Origin of the sequence: Halotalea alkalilenta DSM 17697 (assembly GCF_000621205.1) — a bacterium.
In the GTDB taxonomy this organism is placed as follows: Bacteria; Pseudomonadota; Gammaproteobacteria; order Pseudomonadales; family Halomonadaceae; genus Halotalea; species Halotalea alkalilenta.
In genome coordinates this window covers 68,736-85,797 of the sequence record NZ_KK211234.1, presented here as the reverse complement: position 1 = coordinate 85,797, position 17,062 = coordinate 68,736, and the positions used below count along the sequence as shown (strand labels likewise).

15 protein-coding genes are annotated in these 17,062 nt (G+C 66.9%); 11 read left to right on the top strand and 4 right to left on the bottom strand.

The annotated features are described in order from the left end of the window. The first annotated feature begins 14 nt into the window (after positions 1–14). From Q376_RS0119770 to Q376_RS0119750, 5 genes are all read left to right on the top strand, one after another. Positions 15–941, top strand: coding sequence for an SDR family oxidoreductase (locus Q376_RS0119770; protein WP_027351758.1), 927 nt, complete (start codon positions 15–17; stop codon positions 939–941). Between the two features lie 37 nt (positions 942–978). Next, positions 979–2,157 (top strand): MBL fold metallo-hydrolase, encoded by a 1,179-nt coding sequence (locus tag Q376_RS23695; RefSeq protein WP_081803673.1) that lies wholly within the window; start codon positions 979–981, stop codon positions 2,155–2,157. Between the two features lie 99 nt (positions 2,158–2,256). Then, positions 2,257–2,901: an aldehyde dehydrogenase iron-sulfur subunit PaoA gene (gene paoA, locus Q376_RS0119760; protein ID WP_043449020.1), complete on the top strand. Its 645-nt coding sequence runs from the start codon at positions 2,257–2,259 to the stop codon at positions 2,899–2,901. 1 nt (position 2,902) lies between these two features. Continuing rightward, positions 2,903–3,841: an FAD binding domain-containing protein gene (locus Q376_RS0119755; RefSeq protein WP_027351756.1), complete on the top strand. Its 939-nt coding sequence runs from the start codon at positions 2,903–2,905 to the stop codon at positions 3,839–3,841. Between the two features lie 54 nt (positions 3,842–3,895). Then, positions 3,896–6,085: a xanthine dehydrogenase family protein molybdopterin-binding subunit gene (locus tag Q376_RS0119750; RefSeq protein WP_027351755.1), complete on the top strand. Its 2,190-nt coding sequence runs from the start codon at positions 3,896–3,898 to the stop codon at positions 6,083–6,085. A gap of 27 nt (positions 6,086–6,112) precedes the next feature. On the opposite strand, the gene Q376_RS0119745 is transcribed toward Q376_RS0119750, so the two are convergent. The 4 genes from Q376_RS0119745 to Q376_RS0119730 form a co-directional block, all read right to left on the bottom strand. After that, a complete protein-coding gene (locus tag Q376_RS0119745; protein WP_027351754.1) occupies positions 6,113–6,589 on the bottom strand; it encodes a nuclear transport factor 2 family protein in 477 nt (158 codons plus the stop codon). 147 nt (positions 6,590–6,736) lie between these two features. Continuing rightward, on the bottom strand, positions 6,737–7,600 hold the full coding sequence (locus tag Q376_RS0119740; RefSeq protein ID WP_027351753.1) for a universal stress protein: 864 nt from the start codon (positions 7,598–7,600) through the stop codon (positions 6,737–6,739). A 14-nt stretch (positions 7,601–7,614) separates the two neighbouring features. Continuing rightward, positions 7,615–9,093: a SulP family inorganic anion transporter gene (locus Q376_RS0119735; protein WP_027351752.1), complete on the bottom strand. Its 1,479-nt coding sequence runs from the start codon at positions 9,091–9,093 to the stop codon at positions 7,615–7,617. A gap of 389 nt (positions 9,094–9,482) precedes the next feature. Continuing rightward, on the bottom strand, positions 9,483–10,781 hold the full coding sequence (locus tag Q376_RS0119730; protein ID WP_027351751.1) for an NAD(P)/FAD-dependent oxidoreductase: 1,299 nt from the start codon (positions 10,779–10,781) through the stop codon (positions 9,483–9,485). Between the two features lie 219 nt (positions 10,782–11,000). On the opposite strand from Q376_RS0119730, the gene Q376_RS0119725 reads away from it, so the two are divergent. The 6 genes from Q376_RS0119725 to trpC all read left to right on the top strand — a co-directional run bounded on the left by Q376_RS0119725 (position 11,001) and on the right by trpC (position 17,014). Further along, entirely contained in the window at positions 11,001–11,669 is a 669-nt protein-coding gene (locus tag Q376_RS0119725) for a phosphoglycolate phosphatase (protein WP_027351750.1), read from the top strand. A gap of 200 nt (positions 11,670–11,869) precedes the next feature. Next, on the top strand, positions 11,870–13,354 hold the full coding sequence (gene trpE, locus Q376_RS0119720) for an anthranilate synthase component I (RefSeq protein WP_043449061.1): 1,485 nt from the start codon (positions 11,870–11,872) through the stop codon (positions 13,352–13,354). Positions 13,355–13,405: 51 nt separating this feature from the next. Continuing rightward, on the top strand, positions 13,406–14,080 hold the full coding sequence (locus Q376_RS0119715) for a MarC family NAAT transporter (RefSeq protein WP_027351748.1): 675 nt from the start codon (positions 13,406–13,408) through the stop codon (positions 14,078–14,080). A 344-nt stretch (positions 14,081–14,424) separates the two neighbouring features. Continuing rightward, positions 14,425–15,051: an aminodeoxychorismate/anthranilate synthase component II gene (locus tag Q376_RS23690; RefSeq protein WP_052365568.1), complete on the top strand. Its 627-nt coding sequence runs from the start codon at positions 14,425–14,427 to the stop codon at positions 15,049–15,051. Between the two features lie 76 nt (positions 15,052–15,127). Next, positions 15,128–16,156 (top strand): anthranilate phosphoribosyltransferase, encoded by a 1,029-nt coding sequence (gene trpD, locus Q376_RS0119705; RefSeq protein WP_027351747.1) that lies wholly within the window; start codon positions 15,128–15,130, stop codon positions 16,154–16,156. Positions 16,157–16,216: 60 nt separating this feature from the next. Continuing rightward, entirely contained in the window at positions 16,217–17,014 is a 798-nt protein-coding gene (trpC, locus tag Q376_RS0119700) for an indole-3-glycerol phosphate synthase TrpC (protein WP_027351746.1), read from the top strand. Positions 17,015–17,062: the final 48 nt, after the last annotated feature.

The following is a 17,062-nucleotide window of genomic DNA, read 5'->3' as shown; positions in this document are numbered from 1 at the left end:
AAGGAGTGTGCGGCATGAGTCGCTTCACCATGAATGTGTTTGTGTTCCTGTTTGCCCATTCGCTGCTGCTCGCAATGGCCATCGCCGGATCGAAGCTGGCGCAGGCGGCAGTGCAATCCAACGATGACCATGCCGCGACCGGGCGCGATGCCGGAAGGGAGGAGATCATGAATACAGACAAGCCCGTCGTCCTGTTCGTCGGCGCCAGTGGCAGCGTCGGCAGGCTCGCCGTCGCCGAGGCGGTCAGGCGCGGCTACACGGCGCGCGCGCTGGTGCGCGACCCTGATCAGGCGGAACTGTTCCCGGCGGGCGTACAGGTCGTCGTCGGCGACCTGACCCGCGCCGAGACATTGCACGAGGCCGTCGCCGGCGTCACCGGCATCGTCTTCACCCACGGCATCAGCGGCAACAATCGACGAGGGGCAGAGCAGGTCAACTACGGCGCGGTGCGCAACGTGCTGAGCGTGCTCGAGGCGCCGGCACGGATCGCGCTGATGACCACCGTCGGGGTCACCAAACCCACGGTGGGACATGACTGGAAGCGTCGCGGCGAGCGGCTGGTGCGCGCCAGCGGGCTGCCTTACACCATCGTGCGGCCGGGCTGGTTCGACTACAACGATGACGATCAGCACCGACTGGTCATGCGCCAGGGCGACACCCACTGGGCGAGCTCGCCCGCCGACGGTGTGGTGGCCCGTGCCCAGATCGCCGAGGTCCTGGTCGCCTCGCTGACCTCGCCGGCCGCGAGCCGCAAGACCTTCGAACTGGTCGCCGAACGGGGCGCTGCGCAGACCGACCTGGAGCCGCTGTTCGCGGCGCTGCCGGCCGATCCGGCGGACGGCTTCGACGCCATCGACGACCGCGACAACCTGCCCCTGGCCGAGGAGCCGGCCGCGGTGGTGGGCGAGCTCGATTCGATCCGCGCACGGTTCGACGACTGAGAAGAACACGGGCGATCGCCGAAAAGGAAAGACATTCATGAGCAGATGGATACGCCGCGCAGCGCTCGCGTTGCTGGTTTCGGCTGTCGTTCTGGCGGCGGGGGGCTATGCTTACCTGCAGCAGCCCAAGTTCGGCGCACTGCTCGCAGGCGCGCACCTGCAGGCGGTCGAGCGTTCTCCGCACTACGCGGACGGGGAGTTCCGCAACCTGGTCGAGACGCAGATGCGCACCGGCGACACCAGCTTCGCCGCCAACGTCATGTCGATGCTGCTGGACCGTAACCCGAACCTCAAGCCCCCGGCGCCGCTGCCGTCCACCCGGGTCGATCTGAAGGCCTTGGCCCCCGACGAAGACGTGGTGGTCTGGCTCGGTCATTCCTCGTACTTCGTCCAGCTCGGCGGCAAGCGGGTGCTGATCGACCCGGTGTTCAGTCTCAACGCCGGGCCGTTCCCGCGCACCAACGTCGCTTTCGCCGGCACCACGCCGTACACCGCCGAGGACATGCCCGACATCGACCTGTTGCTGGTCACCCACGACCATTGGGACCACCTGGACTATCCGAGCGCCAAGGCGCTGCTGCCCAAGGTCGGTCAAGTGGTCGTCGGGCTGGGCGTGGGCGAGTTCTTCGACCGCTGGGGCTATCCGGCCGAGCGCGTGCACGAGGCCGACTGGAACGACAGCCTGGATCTGGTCGAGGGGCTGCGCGTCCACGTGCTGCCGGCGCGGCACTATTCCGGACGCATGCTTACCCGCAACAAGACGCTGTGGGTGGGCTTCGCCCTGGAAACGCCACAGCGCAAGCTGTTCTTCAGTGGCGACAGCGGCTACGGCCCGCATTTTCGCGAGATCGGCGAGCGCTTCGGCGGTTTCGATCTGGTGGCGCTGGACATGGGCCAGTACGACGCGCGCTGGGCCTACATCCATATGGTCCCCGAGGAGGCAGTGCGGGCCGCCGAGGACTTGGGTGCCAGCGTGCTGCTACCCGGGCATGTCGGCCGCTTCAGCATCGCCGCCCACGACTGGGACGAGCCGTTCGAACGGGTCGCGGCGGCGAGCGAGGGGCGGTCCTTCCGGCTGCTGACCCCGCCGATCGGCGCCGCCGTCCAGCTGGGCGACGACAACGCGCGCTATCCGCGCTGGTGGTGTGCGCCGGACGCGATGGATCCGGCTTCGGGAAACGTCGAACCGAGCGCGCTGCCGCCTTGTCGGACGTAGTAGTCGGCTGAATCTGTGCTGGGCTGGACCCAGGCCCGGCGCGTTCGCTTCGCCGGCGGCGGGAGATGTTCCATCAGCGAGCCTTCAAAGGAGACAGCCATGACCGAGTTCAGGATTTCCCGGCGCCAGATGTTGGCGCTCGGCGCCTCTGCTACGGCGGGCGCGGTGGCATCGGTGGCCGCGCCGGGGGCTGGGGCGAACGCCGACAGCCGTCCCAGAGAAGCGGTGGGGCTGCTGCCGACCTCGAACGTGTCGTTGGAGATCAACGGCCGCGCGGTCGTCCTGCAGGTGGACAACCGCACCACGCTGCTCGACGCGCTGCGCGAGCAGCTGCGCCTGACCGGCACCAAGAAGGGTTGCGACCAGGGCCAGTGCGGCGCCTGCACCGTGCTGCTCGACGGACGCCGGATCAACGCTTGCCTCACCCTCGCGGTGATGCACGAGGGCGCGTCGATCACTACCATCGAGGGACTCGGCACGCCCGACCAGCTGCATCCGCTGCAGGCCGCGTTCGTCAAGCACGACGGCTTCCAGTGCGGCTATTGCACGCCGGGCCAGATCTGCTCGGCGGTCGGCGCGCTGGACGAGATCGAGCGCGGCGTGCCCAGCTTCGCCTCTACCGATCCGGCCATCGCCCCGCAGGTCACCGCTGCGGAGATCCGCGAGCGCATGAGCGGCAATCTGTGCCGCTGCGGCGCCTATCCGAACATCGTCGCCGCGATCATCGAGACCTCGGAGGCCTGACATGCAGCAGTTCACCTACGAGCGTGCGACGTCCCCGTCTGATGCGCTGCACAAGATCGCCGCTGCCAAGGGCGGCCGCTTCATCGCCGGCGGCACCAACCTGCTCGATCTGATGAAGTTGCGGATCGAGACGCCCGGTCACCTGGTGGACATCAACGGCATCGGCCTGGACGCCATCGAATCCACCGCCGATGGCGGCCTGCGCATCGGCGCGCTGGTGCGCAACGCCGACCTGGCCGCGCATCCGTGGATCCGCCGCGACTACCCGGTGCTGTCCCTGGCGCTGCTGTCGGGCGCCTCCGGGCAGCTGCGCAACCGCGCCACCACCGGCGGCAATCTGCTGCAGCGCACCCGCTGCCCGTACTTCTACGACGCCAACCAGCCGTGCAACAAGCGTCTGCCCGGCAGCGGCTGCGGCGCGGTCGGCGGCTACAGCCGCCAACTGGCGGTGATCGGCGGCAGTGCGCAGTGCATCGCCACCCATCCGAGCGACATGGCGGTGGCGCTGCGGGCACTGGACGCACAGATCGAGACGATGCGCCCCGACGGCACCACGCGCAGGGTCGCGATCGACGAGTTCTACCTTGCCCCTGGGCGCACGCCGCAGCAGGAAACGGTGCTGGAGGAGGGCGAACTGATCGCCTGGGTCGTGCTCGGTGCGCCGCCGGGCGGCCGACATGTCTACCGCAAGCTGCGCGACCGCGCCTCCTACGCGTTTGCGCTGGTCTCGGTGGCGGCGATCATCGAAGACAGCGGCCGCCTGCGCGTCGCCCTCGGCGGCGTGGCGCACAAGCCCTGGGCCAGCCAGGCGCCATTCGAGGCCGGCGATACGCCCGCCGCCATCGCCGGTCGGCTGCTGCAGGGGGCCGAGCCGAGCCCGGGCAATGCCTTCAAGATCGAACTGGTGGAGCGCACGCTGAGGTCGATCCTGGCCCGCTAGCGCTGCCGAAGCCGGGTGCGGCAACGCGCCACGAACCCATTCCAGGAGCCGCGCATGAAGTTCGAATACCCCGCCGGAGACAACCCGATCGATCGGCTCGAGGTGGTCGGCCGTCCGTCCGATCGCCTGGATGGCCCCCTCAAGGTGGCCGGCCAGGCACGCTATGCCTACGAGCAGCACGAGGTGGCGCCCAACCAGCTGTACGGCGTCGCCGTTGGCGCCGCGGTGGGCTATGGGCGGATCCTCGACATCGACACCCGCCAGGCGAGCTCGGCGCCGGGGGTCGAGGCGGTCATCACCGGGCGCTCGGCGGGCCAGCTCGACATCGGTGATTTCTACGTCGCCAGCGCGCTGGCCGTGGATCAGGTGGAACACTACCACCAGGCGGTGGCGGTGGTCGTCGCCGGCTCCCTCGAGCAGGCGCGCGAGGGTGCCGCGCGGGTTCGGGTGCGCTACGACCGCCAGCCGGGAGCGTTCGTGCTGAAGGACGCCGTGTTTGCCGCCGAGGCGCCCGAGACCAGCCCCGATATCGACATCGGCGACTTCGCGCGCGGCTTCGCCGACAGCCCGGTGCGCGTGGACGAGATCTACGAAACCCCCGACCAGTCGCACGCGATGATGGAGCCGCATGCCACTGTCGCCACCTGGAGCGGCAACCGGCTTATCCTGTGGACCTCGATCCAGATCGTCTCCTGGGGCCTGCGTGATCTGGCGAAGATCTTCGCCATCCCCCAGGAGGACATCCGCATCGTGTCGCCGTACATCGGCGGCGGCTTCGGCGGCAAGGCCACCGTGCTCAGCGACGCGGTGCTCGCGGCGGTGGCGGCGCGCCACTGCGGACGCCCGGTGAAGCTCGCCCTGGAGCGTCACCTGCAGGTCAACAACACCACGCATCGCCCCGCCACCCGCCAGCGCGTACGGCTGGGCGCGGACCGCGACGGCAGGCTGCAGGCGATCGGTCACGAGACCTGGTCCGGCAACCTGCCCGGCGGCGCCGCCGAGCGCTCGACCATCCCCACGACCTCGCTCTATGCCGGCGCCCACCGGATGATGCGCACCCGGGTCGGCCGGCTGGATCTGCCCGAAGGCAACGCGATGCGCGCCCCCGGCGAGGCGCCGGGGCTGATGGCACTGGAAATCGCCATGGACGAGCTCGCCGAACGCCTCGAGCTCGACCCGGTCGAGCTGCGCCTGCGCAACGACACGCCGGTCGATCCGACCAGCGGCAAGCGCTTCGGCACGCGGCGCTTCGCCGAGTGCCTGCGTACTGGCGCCGAACGCTTCGGCTGGCACAAGCGCGGCACGCGCCCCGGGCTGGTCGTGGACGGCGACGACTTCGTCGGGCTGGGGGTCGCCGCGGCGATCCGTGGCAACAACGTCACCAACTCCGCGGCGCGGGTGCGCCTGCGCCGCGACGGCAGCCTGCTGGTCGAGACCGACATGACCGACATCGGCACCGGCAGCTACACGATCATCGGCCAGACCGCGGCCGAGATGCTCGGCCTGGGCCTCGACCGGGTCGAGGTGCGCCTGGGCGATTCGAGCTTCCCCCGCGCCTCCGGCTCGCTGGGCCAGCGCGGCGCCAACAGCTCGACCTCGGGCACCTACGCCGCCTGCCAGATGCTGCGCGAGAAGCTGTGCGCGGCGGCCGGCGCCGACCCAGCGCGTGCCGACTTCGCCGACGGCCAGCTGATCGACCGCGGCCGGCGCGTGGCCCTGCGCGATCTCGCCGCCGACGGCGAGATCGTCGCCGAAGACGGCATCGAGTTCGACCCCGCGCGCGGCGGCCTCGCCCACCAGACCTTCGGCGCGCACTTCTGCGAGGCGCGGGTGGACCGGATCACCGGAGAGGTCCGCGTCACGCGGATGCTCGCCGTCTGCGCCGCCGGCCGCATCCTCAACCCGAAGACCGCCAGGAGCCAGGTGATCGGCGCGATGACCATGGGCCTGGGCGCGGCGCTGATGGAGTCGCTGGCGGTCGACCCGCGGCTGGGATTGTTCGTCAACCACGACCTCGCCTCCTACGAGGTGCCGGTGCACGCCGATATCCTCGAGCAGGAGGTGATCTTCCTCGATCACCTCGACGAGCACTCCTCGCCGATGAAGGCGCAGGGCGTCAGCGAACTGGGCATCTCCGGCGTCGCCGCGGCGGTGGCCAACGCCATCTACAACGCCTGCGGGGCGCGGGTGCGCAGCTATCCGGTGACGATCGAGAAGATCCTGCCGCACCTTCCGCTGGCCTGACCAGCGCCATGCCGGCAGGGCGCGCCGTCAGAACATCGTGTTGGCGTTGGCGGCCTGCTCGGGCACGGCCTGGATCACGTCCCAATGCTCGACGATCCTGCCGTTCTCGACGCGGAAGATATCGACGATGGCGCGGCCGCGATCGGCCTCGCCGTTGGTCGAGTGGACGTGCAGGTAGACCAGATCGCCATCGGTGGCGCTGCGCACGATCCGCGAGCGGGCGTCGGGGTTCGCCTTGAAGAAACCGGTGAAGTGGTCGACGAACGGCGCCTTGCCGTCCGGCACGCCCGGATTGTGCTGGATGTAGCCATCGACCAGGACTTCGGCGGACTTGGCGACCTCGTGGCGTTGGAACACGCCCTCGTAGAAGTCGATGACGATTTGCCGGTTGCGTTCCTCCTGCGCGAGGTCGCGCGCGGGCTGGGCCTGCACGGGCGCTGGGGCGGTCGCGACCAGCAGGAAGACGGACAAGGCGAGGGCCGCGCAGCGGGCGACGATGGACATCGGTTTTTCCTTTCAGCTGGATGAATAGAGGATTCGGAGATGGCGCCTGCGCGTCGGCTTCGGCCCCAGGGCATTTCGCCGCCGATCGGCCACCTGGTCTTATAGACGATTGCGTCGCTCACAGCCACCGAACGGAGGCGCTTGCGGCTACCGCAGCAGCAGCGTGGGGATCCGGGATGAACGCAGCAGCTCGGTCGTCTTGCTGCCGAACAGCAGACTGCGTAGCGCAGAGTGGCCGAATGCGCCCATGACCAGCATGTCGATGGCCTGTTCCTTCACTGCCGTGGCGATCACTGTTTCCGCATCGCCGGGCACCAGTGCGGTGGTCGTCTCGAAACCCGCGGCCGCCAGGGTGCTGCTGGCCCAGTCGAGCTGCTTGCGTGCATCCGGCCTGTCCTTGCCGGACATCAGCAAGGAGATCGGCAGGCCCCGGAACAGGGGACTGGCGGCGACCATTTCGATCCCGCGTCGGGTGACGGTGCCGCCGTCGAAGGCGACCATCACGCGCCGCGGCTCTTGGAAATCCTCGGTGATCGCCAGGATCGGCCGGCTCAAGGCACGCACGACGCGTTCCACGTTGCGTCCCAGGTCCCGCTGGGTTGCTTCCGCGGACTCTCCACGGCGGCCCAGAACCAGCAGCCGTACGCCTTTCGCCTGCTCGACCAGCGTTTCCTCCAGCTCGCCGTGGCGTTGGCGTACATCGACTTGGGTCACGCCAGCGGCGATGGCTCGCTCGCGCAGACGGTTGAGGAAGATCCGTCCCTGCTCGCGGGCCTGCCTGGACCGGGCCTCGTCCTGTTCCGCCAGCCTGGCCAGCAGATCCTGTTGAGCGTCGATGCCGATGGCACCGCTATGGTCTTGCGCCGAGCTTTGCTCGGAGTGGCGGTCGATGACGTGCAGGAACTCCAGCGGCGCGTCCATGCGGCGAGCAGCCCAAGCGGCATGGTCGGCCACATAGTCGGCAAAGCGGGAGCGGTCCACGCAGGCCAGCACTTTTTTCTGGTTCTCCATGATTGCGTCTCCTCTCAATGGCTGGTCAGCGTGTCGTTGCCGCCGTCTTTGTCGTGTTCGGCGAATCTGTCCACCAGCGTGGCGCTGGCCTCGTTCAGACCGACGACTTCCACCTCGGTGGCCTCGCGACGGAACTTGACCACCACCTTGTCCAGCGCGCTCACGGCGGTGATGTCCCAGAAATGGGCACGGCTCACGTCGATGCGCACCTTCTCGATGACTTCCTTGTAGTCGAAGGCGTCGATGAAGCGCTCCGCCGAGGCGAAGAAGACCTGGCCGGTGATGGTGTAGACGCGCATTCTGCCTTCATCTTCGCTGTGCGAGCCCGCGCTGAAGCCCCGGCTGACCTTGTGCGCGAAGAAGAAGCCTGACAGCAGCACGCCGACCAGCACGCCCTTGGCCAGGTCATGGGTGCTTACCGTCACCGCCACGGTGGCCAGCATCACCACGCTGGAGCTCCTGGGGTGCTCGCGCAGGTTGCGGATCGATGACCAGTTGAAGGTGCCGATGGACACCATGATCATCACCGCGACCAGGGCGGCCATGGGGATGCGGGCTACCCAGTCGCCGATGAACACCACCATCAGCAGCAGGAACACACCGGCCGCCAGCGTGGAGAGACGGCCCCTGCCACCGGACTTCACGTTGATCACCGACTGTCCGATCATGGCGCATCCGGCCATGCCGCCAAGGAAGCCGGTAGCGATGTTCGCCACGCCCTGGCCCACGCATTCGCGGTTCTTGTTGCTGTTCGAGTCGGTCAGCTCATCGACGATGGAGGCGGTCATCATCGATTCCAGCAGGCCCACCACCGCCAGGGTGGCCGACACCGGGAAGATGATCCCGAGCGTTTCCAGGTTCAGCGGCACGTCGGGCAGCAGGAACACCGGCAGGCTGTCGGGTAGTTGGCCCATATCGCCTACCGTGCGGATGTCGAGCCCCAGCGCGATGGCCGCGATCGTCAACACCACGATGGCGACCAGCGGCGAGGGGATCGCCTTGGTGAAGTAGGGAAGGAGGTAGATGATGCCGAGGCCTGCCGCCGTCATGGCATAGACATGCCAGCTCACATCGGTGAGTTCCGGTAGCTGGGCCATGAAGATCAGGATCGCCAGCGCGTTGACGAAGCCGGTGATCACCGAGCGCGAGACGAAGCGCATCAGCACCCCGAGCTTGAGCCAGCCGGCGACGATCTGGAGTATGCCGGTCAACACCGTGGCGGCCAGCAGGTACTGCAAACCATGCTCCTTGACCAGCATTACCATGACCAGGGCCATCGCCCCCGTCGCCGCCGAGATCATCCCAGGCCGGCCGCCGGCGAAGGCGATGATCGTGGCGATGCTGAAGGAGGCGTACAGCCCGACCTGCGGGTCGACGCCAGCGATGATCGAGAAAGCGATGGCTTCCGGGATCAGGGCCAGCGCGACGACGAGGCCGGCCAGTAGATCGTTTCGGACATTGGACAGCCAGTCCTGGCGCAAGGATTTCAACATGGGTTCTGTTCCGGGAAGCAGGCTCAGCCAGAGGCTAAAACGGATACGCGTGCGGGTGCGTCTTTCCGGTCTCGGAATGGAAAGCCTTCCCTGACAGGACCAGGGAACGGGGAGACGCAGTCGATCGGACGCGCAGCCTCGTGCGAGCGGAAGAATCTGAAGAGGAAAACTGGCTCGCAGCGAATCGAGGCTTACACCGGAATGAACTCCGTAAGGGTTGACTGCGTGTAGGGAGGGTGTGGGCGTTCAGCCTAACTTGATCTCTTTGGCGCGACAACCCATAGGCGCTGGAACTGCCAGAAGCCTTGGCGGCAGTCGCGAGATCGGCGCCGACATGGACGCGCGCCAGCCGGGCCACGCCGGCCCCTTGGGCCGGCGGTGGTCTTCGCTCAGTGCAGCTTGAGCCGCGGGCGCAGCCAGCGGTTGAGGCGGTCTACCAGGATTTTCGCTGCGGTCCTCGGCGCGCCGTAGATCGCCAGCTGGTGCATCCGGTAGAGCGAGGCGTAGGAGATCTTCGCCAGCCAACCTTCGACGAACAGCCCGCGTGCCGAAGCGCCGCGCATCAGGCTGCCCACCGCCTGGAAGCGCGACAGCGAGACCAGCGAACCCATGTCGCGATACTCGAAGGGCTTGAGCTCGCGTCCTTCCAGCAGGCCCTGCAGGCCGCGGGCGAGGTGGCTCGACATCTGGTGCGCGGCCTGGGCGCGCGGAGGAACGAGCTTGTCGTTCGGCTGGGGGCAGGCGGCGCAGTCGCCGATCGCGAAGATTCTCGGGTCGTCGATGCTGACCATGCTCGACTCGACCTTGATCTGGTGATTGGGGCGGGTCGAGAGGCCGAGCGTCGACAGCAGCTCAGGGCCGCGCACCCCTGCGGCCCATACGGTCAGGTCGGCATCGATGCGCTGGCCGTCGGCGGTTTCGAAGCCGTGCTCGTCGGCGCGGCTGACTTGGGTGGAGGTATGGATCTTGACTCCGAGCGCTTCGAGCTGGCGACGCACGCTCGAGCTGATCCGCTCGCTGAGTACCGGCAGGATCCGCTCGGCGGCCTCGATCAGGTGGACCTTCAACCGGCTGCGTGGAAGGTCGGTTGCGTTGTAGGCGTTGAGCATCTCGATGGCGTTGAAGAGCTCGGCGGAGAGCTCGACCCCGGTGGCGCCGGCGCCGACGATCGCGATGGTCAGGTCCTTGTCTTCGTCGGTATGCATGCCGCTGTAGCGCAGGAAGGTGTCGAGCATGGCGCGACGGAAGTTCTCCGCCTGCTGGGGGCTGTCGAGGAAGAAGCAGTTTTCCTTGACCCCTGGCGTGCCGAAATCGTTCGACACGCTGCCGACCGCGAGGACCAGGTAGTCGTAGTCGAGGGTTCGCTCGGAGAGCAGCACGCGGCCGCGCTCGTCCTCGATCGGGGCCAGGGTCAGGCGCTGGCGCTGGCGATCCAGCCCGCTCAGGCTTCCGAGCTGGAAGCGATAGCCGTTGGCGCGGGAATGGCTCTGGTAAGAGACTTGGTCCATGTCGGTGTCGATCGCGCCGACGGCGACTTCGTGGAGCAGTGGTTTCCAGATGTGGGTCGGGTTGCGATCGACCAATACGATCTCCGCCTTGCGGCGTTTGCCGAGCTTGCGCCCGAGACGGGTGACCAGCTCGATGCCGCCGGCGCCGCCGCCAACCACCACGATACGTGGTAGGGACATGGGAACTCCTAGGTTCAAATGATAAGGGTTTGCATTCTATCAGGGTGTCGAAAGGAATCGATCGCTGCATGGCGCCCGTTGATCCCTTTCGACACACTGCCCTCGTAGCCTGTCCGCGTTTGCTCAGGGGCTTGGTGAGCGGACATAAGTGGGCAAGAATACTAGGAGTTTGCGTATCATTCGATGTTCCGCATCGAGTCGCAGCGAGGAGGACTGCCGATGCACCCAGCCCTGAATGGCACGACACTGGTGATTTACGACCTCGACGGTACCCTGGTCGATTCGCTGCCGGATCTGGCCTGTGCGCTCGATCGCAGCTTCGAGCTGGCCGGGTTGCCTCCGCCTGGCGAGGCCAAGGCGGCGCGCTGGATCGGCAATGGCACTCGGATGCTGGTGCGTCGCGCGCTGGTAGATGCCGGATTCACCCAGCCCGAGGTCGAGGCGATGCTCGGGTCGCAGCTTGCCCGTTTCACTGCCTGCTACGGGGAGCGCGTCTGCGTGAACACCCGGCTCTACCCGGGGGTGAGGGCGTGTCTCGAGGCGCAGCGAGTGCGCGGCATCCGCCAGGCGATCGTGACCAACAAGCCGGGGGCCTTCATTGCGCCGATCCTCGAGACATTCGCTATCGATGATTTCTTCTCTCTGACCCTCGGCGGCGACGCCCTGGCGGAGAAGAAACCCCACCCGGCGCCGCTGCTCCATCTGTGCGCGACGTTGGATATCGCCCCTGCTCAGGCGCTGATGGTGGGAGACTCGCGTAATGACGTCGAGGCCGGTAAGCGCGCGGGAATCAGAACCTTGGCCGTGCCCTATGGCTACAATCATGGCGAGCCGGTGGAGGCCAGTCGGCCGGATTGGATGGTTGAATCGCTCGATCAACTCGTTTAGGTTTTGAGGCCTTCACCCTCATTTTCGAGCCCGCGCCGCGTGGGCTCGCCCGACGGATGATTGATTCGATGCCCAAGGTGCACGCAGCGCATCTGCTGATGCGCGAGGTCAGCCGCTTGCGATGGTGAGTGGCGAACCCGCTAGAGTCGATCCGGCGCTTCGCCGTGCCCCCAACCATCCGTGACGAGACCCCACGCATGATGACCCCCGAACGCTTCGCCCAGCTCGGCGAGGAAGGCTACAACCGCATTCCCGTGTCGCGCGAGATCCTCGCCGACCTGGACACTCCGCTGTCCACTTACCTCAAGCTCGCCGACGCGCCGTGGAGTTTCCTGCTCGAATCGGTGCAGGGCGGCGAGAAGTGGGGCCGCTACTCGATCATCGGCCTGCCTTGCCGGGAGCGCATCGAGGTGCGCGGCTTCACCGTGCGCCACTATCTCGACGGCGATGTGGTCGGCGCTACCGAGGTGGAAGACCCGCTCGAGTGGATCGACCTGTTCCGCCGCCGGTTCAAGGCGCCCCAGCCTGAGAGCAAGGCGATCTTCAGTGGCGGCCTGGTCGGCTATTTCGGCTTCGATACGGTGCGCTACATCGAGCCCAAGCTGCGCGGCGTGGTCAAGCCCGACCCGATCGACGTGCCGGACATCCTGCTGCTGGTCGCCGAAGAAGTGCTGGTGTTCGACAACCTCTCGGGTCGGCTGATCCTCCAAACCCACGCCGATCCCGCCGAGCCGCGCGCGCTGGAGCGCGCTCATGAGCGAATCGAGCTGCTCGAGCAGCGATTGCGTTCGGGCGTGGCCGATCTGCGCAGCCCCGGCACCGGACGAGAGATCAACGAAAACGACTTCTTCGCCAGCTTCACCGAGCAGGGCTACAAGGACGCGGTGGAGACGATCAAGCGCTACGTAGTCTCGGGCGACCTGATGCAGTGCGTGCCTTCCCAGCGGATGAGCACTCGCTTCGATGCCGCGCCGCTCGACTTCTATCGCGCGCTGCGCACGCTCAATCCCTCTCCCTACATGTTCTTCTTCAATCTCGACGATCACCACGTGGTCGGCGCCTCGCCGGAGATCCTCGCCCGGCTCGAGGAGGGCGAAGTGACCCTGCGGCCGATCGCCGGTACCCGCCACCGGGGGCGCACCGAGGAAGAGGACAAGGCGCTGGAGCAGGAGCTGCTCAGCGACCCGAAGGAGCGCGCGGAGCACGTGATGCTGATCGATCTCGGCCGCAACGATGTCGGTCGGATCAGCGTCGATGGCAGCGTCCAGCTCACCGACAAGATGACCATCGAACGCTACTCTCATGTGATGCACATCGTCTCCAACGTCACCGGGCAGCTCAAGCCCGGACTCGGGCCGATCGATGTGCTGCGCGCGACCTTCCCCGCCGGTACCGTCTCGGGGGCGGCCAAGGTGCGCGCGCTCGAGGTGATCGACGAGATCGAGCCGGTCAAGCGCAGCATCTATTCCGGCGCGGTGGGCTATCTCTCCTGGCAGGGGAACATGGACACTGCGATCGCGATCCGCACCGGGGTGATCAAGGACGGGCAGCTCCATGTCCAGGCCGGTGGCGGGATCGTCGCCGACTCCGATCCCGATGCCGAATGGCAGGAGACGCTGAACAAGCGTCGCGCGCTGTTCCGTGCCGCGGCGATGGCCGAGAAAGGGCTCGACAACCTCGACTGACTCCACGATCGACACTCGACGCGGCGCCCGAAGGGTGCCGCGAGGTAGCCAATGGACGACTACTTCCACTATCTGCTGCTGGGACTTCTGGCGCTGCTGCCGGTGGCCAACCCGCTGACCAGCGTTACCCTGCTGCTCGCGCTGGGGAGCGAGCTGAGCCGCGCCGAACGCAACCGGCAGATCCTCAAGGCGACCCTCTACGTCGCCGCGATCCTTTTGATCTCCTTCTACGGCGGCAGCGCGATCATGAGCGCCTTCGGTATCTCGATCCCGGGCCTGCGTATCGCCGGAGGACTGATCATCACCTACATCGGCTTCACCATGCTGTTCCCCAGCACCCAGCCGTCCGAGTCCGAGGCGCAGCAGGCCATGCTCAGCGAGGAGGAGAAGCGCAAGCCGCATATCCGCGACATCTCCTTCGTGCCACTGGCATTGCCCGGGACGGCCGGGCCCGGCACCATCGCGCTGATCATCAGCGCCGCCGCGAGCCTGGACCAGCAAGGCGGTATCCCGCTGGTGATCCATCTGGTGGTGGTCAGCAATGCGATCCTGATCGCGCTGATCTTCTGGATCGCGTTGCGCAGCGCCAACCTGATCATGAAGCTGCTCGGCGAGTCGGGCATCGACGCCGTCTCGCGGGTGGTCGGCTTCCTGCTGATCGGGATGGGCGTGCAGTTCGCGATCAACGGCGTCGGCGAGGTGGTGCAGGGTTTCGGTGCCAGCTAGTCGCTCGCTTGCGTCCAGAGTGGCGCTTGACGCTGGTGCCCGCCCGTTGCATGATCGAATCCATGAATACTTCGATGAATGAAACCAAGTTCCGGATCTGGTGGCGCGCTCCCTGAGCGCGGCACCTTCGTTCGTCTTGCGTTCGATGAAGATGCCGCCCGCCGAGGCGGCATCTTCATGTCTGTCGGTCGGCGGGTCAGCGGACGCCCCTCGCGGGGCCGGGTTCTGGTACGATGCCGTCACAGAGCAGACGGCGGTTGCCAGGGGTCGGAGTCCAAACCGAGCACGCGGCGGTATCGCCGCCATACTGGTGCTCGAAACCAGCCACCACGGGAGCAGACGCCGTGAAAGTCCTGATGATCGATAACTACGACAGCTTCACCTTCAACATCGTCCAGTACCTGGGCGAGCTGGGCGCCGAGGTGCATACGATTCGCAACGATGCGCTGACGCTGGATGAGATCGAAGCGCTCGATTTCACTCACCTGGTGATCTCTCCCGGTCCCTGTACGCCGAACGAGGCGGGTATCTCGATGGAGCTGATTCGTCGTTTCGCCGGACGGGTGCCGATCCTCGGCGTCTGCCTCGGCCATCAGGCGATCGGCCAGGTGTTCGGCGGCAAGGTGGTACGGGCCCCATTGGTGATGCACGGCAAGACTTCGCTGGTCAGCCATCGCGGCGAGGGAGTGTTCGAAGGGCTCGACGACCCGCTCGAGGTGACGCGCTATCACTCGCTGGTGGTCGAGGCCGAGAGCCTGCCCGACTGCCTCGAGGTCACCGCGCTGACCGTCGATGACGATGTCACTCCCGGCCTGATCATGGGGCTTCGCCACAAGACGCTTGAGATCGAGGGGGTACAGTTCCATCCGGAGTCGATTCTCTCGCGCCAGGGCCATCAGCTGTTGAACAACTTTCTCCTTCGGCGCGCGCCGACACGCAGCGCGCCGAGTATCGAGCGGACTTCGGCCTGATCGGTGGCCGAACCAAGACCAGGCGGCGCTTGCGCGTTCGCCGCGACAATCCTTCCCAGGCGGAGATAGCGACAAGATGAACATCCGCGAGGCGCTCAAGGCGCTGATCCAGGGTCGTGATCTCGACTACTCGCAGATGCACGCGGTAATGAGCGCGATCATGACCGGTGAGGCGAGCGAGGCGCAGATAGGCGCGCTGCTCACGGCGCTGGCGATCAAGGGCGAGAGCAGTGTGGAGATCACCGCTGCCGCCCAGGTGATGCGTGAGCTGATGCTCAAGGTCGAGGTGAGCGCAGACCACCTGGTCGATATCGTCGGAACCGGAGGCGATGGCGCCAACCTGTTCAACGTTTCCACCGCGGCGAGCTTCGTCGTCGCCGCCGCCGGCGCCACGGTGGCCAAGCATGGCAATCGCGGGGTCTCCTCTTCCTCGGGCAGCGCTGATCTGCTCGATGCGGCCGGACTGCATCTCGATCTCGACGCCGAGCAGGTGGCGAAGTGCATCGAGGAGGTCGGGGTCGGCTTCATGTTCGCGCCGGTCCATCACAAGGCGATGCGCTATGCGATCGGGCCGCGTCGCGACCTGGGGGTGCGGACAATCTTCAACATCCTCGGGCCGCTGACCAATCCAGCCGGCGTGCGCCGCCAGCTGATCGGCGTCTACGAGCGTGCGCTGGCACCGGTGGTCGCCGATGCCTTTCGCCAGCTCGGCAGCGTCCACACGCTGGTGGTCCACGCCGAGGACGGACTCGACGAGATCTCGCTGGCGGTGCCGACCAGCGTCTGCGAACTCAAGGATGGCGAGATTCGTGAGTACCGGATCACCCCCGAGCAGTTCGGGATCGAGCGCCAGCCGCTCGGCCCGCTGAAGGTCGACGGCACCGCGCAGAGCCTCGCGCTGGTCGAGTCGGCGCTCAACGACGAGCCCGGCCCCGCCCGCGACATGGTCGCGCTCAATGCAGGTGCCGCGCTCTACGTCGCCGGCCGCGCTGGGTCGCTGGAGGAGGGCGTTGCGCTGGCCAAGCGCACGCTGGCAGGGCTCGGCGCGCTCGACAAGCTGCGCGAGCTCGCCGCTTTCACCCAGCGTTTCGCCGCCGGCGCCTGAGTAGAACGTGCTTCGGGCCGGCCGAGTTTTCAGCCATACGAGTCTTCGGGAACCGAGACGATGAGTGGACTACCCACTGTGTTGAGTCGCATCCTCGCGCGCAAGCGCGAGGAGATCGAGGCGCGTCGCGCCCTGCGTCCGCTGGCCGCTATCGAGTCCGAACTGCCGGATGCCAGCGCCCCGCGAGGCTTCAATCGTGCCCTCAGGGCGCGGATCGCGCGCGGCGAGCCTGCGGTGATCGCCGAGGTCAAGAAGGCCTCTCCCTCCAAGGGGGTGATTCGCGAGGATTTCGATCCGGTTCAGATCGCGCGCAGCTACGAGGCGGGCGGTGCGGCCTGTCTTTCGGTGCTCACCGATGTCGACTTCTTCCAGGGCAGTGACCAGGCGCTGATCGAGGCGCGTGGCGCCTGCGCTCTGCCGGTACTGCGCAAGGATTTCGTGATCGATGAGTATCAGCTGTTCGAAGCCAGGGCGCTGGGGGCGGACTGCGTACTGCTGATCGTCGCCGCGCTCGGAGACGATCAGCTTCGTGCGCTGCACCAGCGCGCGGTGTCGCTCGGGCTGGACGTGCTGGTCGAAGTGCACGACGGCGAGGAGCTCGACCGTGCATTGGCGCTCGACCTGGACCTGGTCGGGATCAACAATCGCGACTTGCGCACCTTCGAGACCAACCTCGATGTCACTTTCCGGCTGCTGCCGAAGGTGCCCGAAGGGGTGACCGTGGTCACCGAGTCCGGGGTGATGAGCCGAGAGGATGTCGAACGGCTGCGCGCGGCGCAGATCCAGGCGTTTTTGGTCGGCGAGCGGTTCATGCGCGAGAGCGATCCTGGTGAGGGGCTGCGCCGGCTGTTCTTCTGATCGCTGAGCCTGTGGTGAGCCCAGAACGAACGATGCCCCGCTTTACGG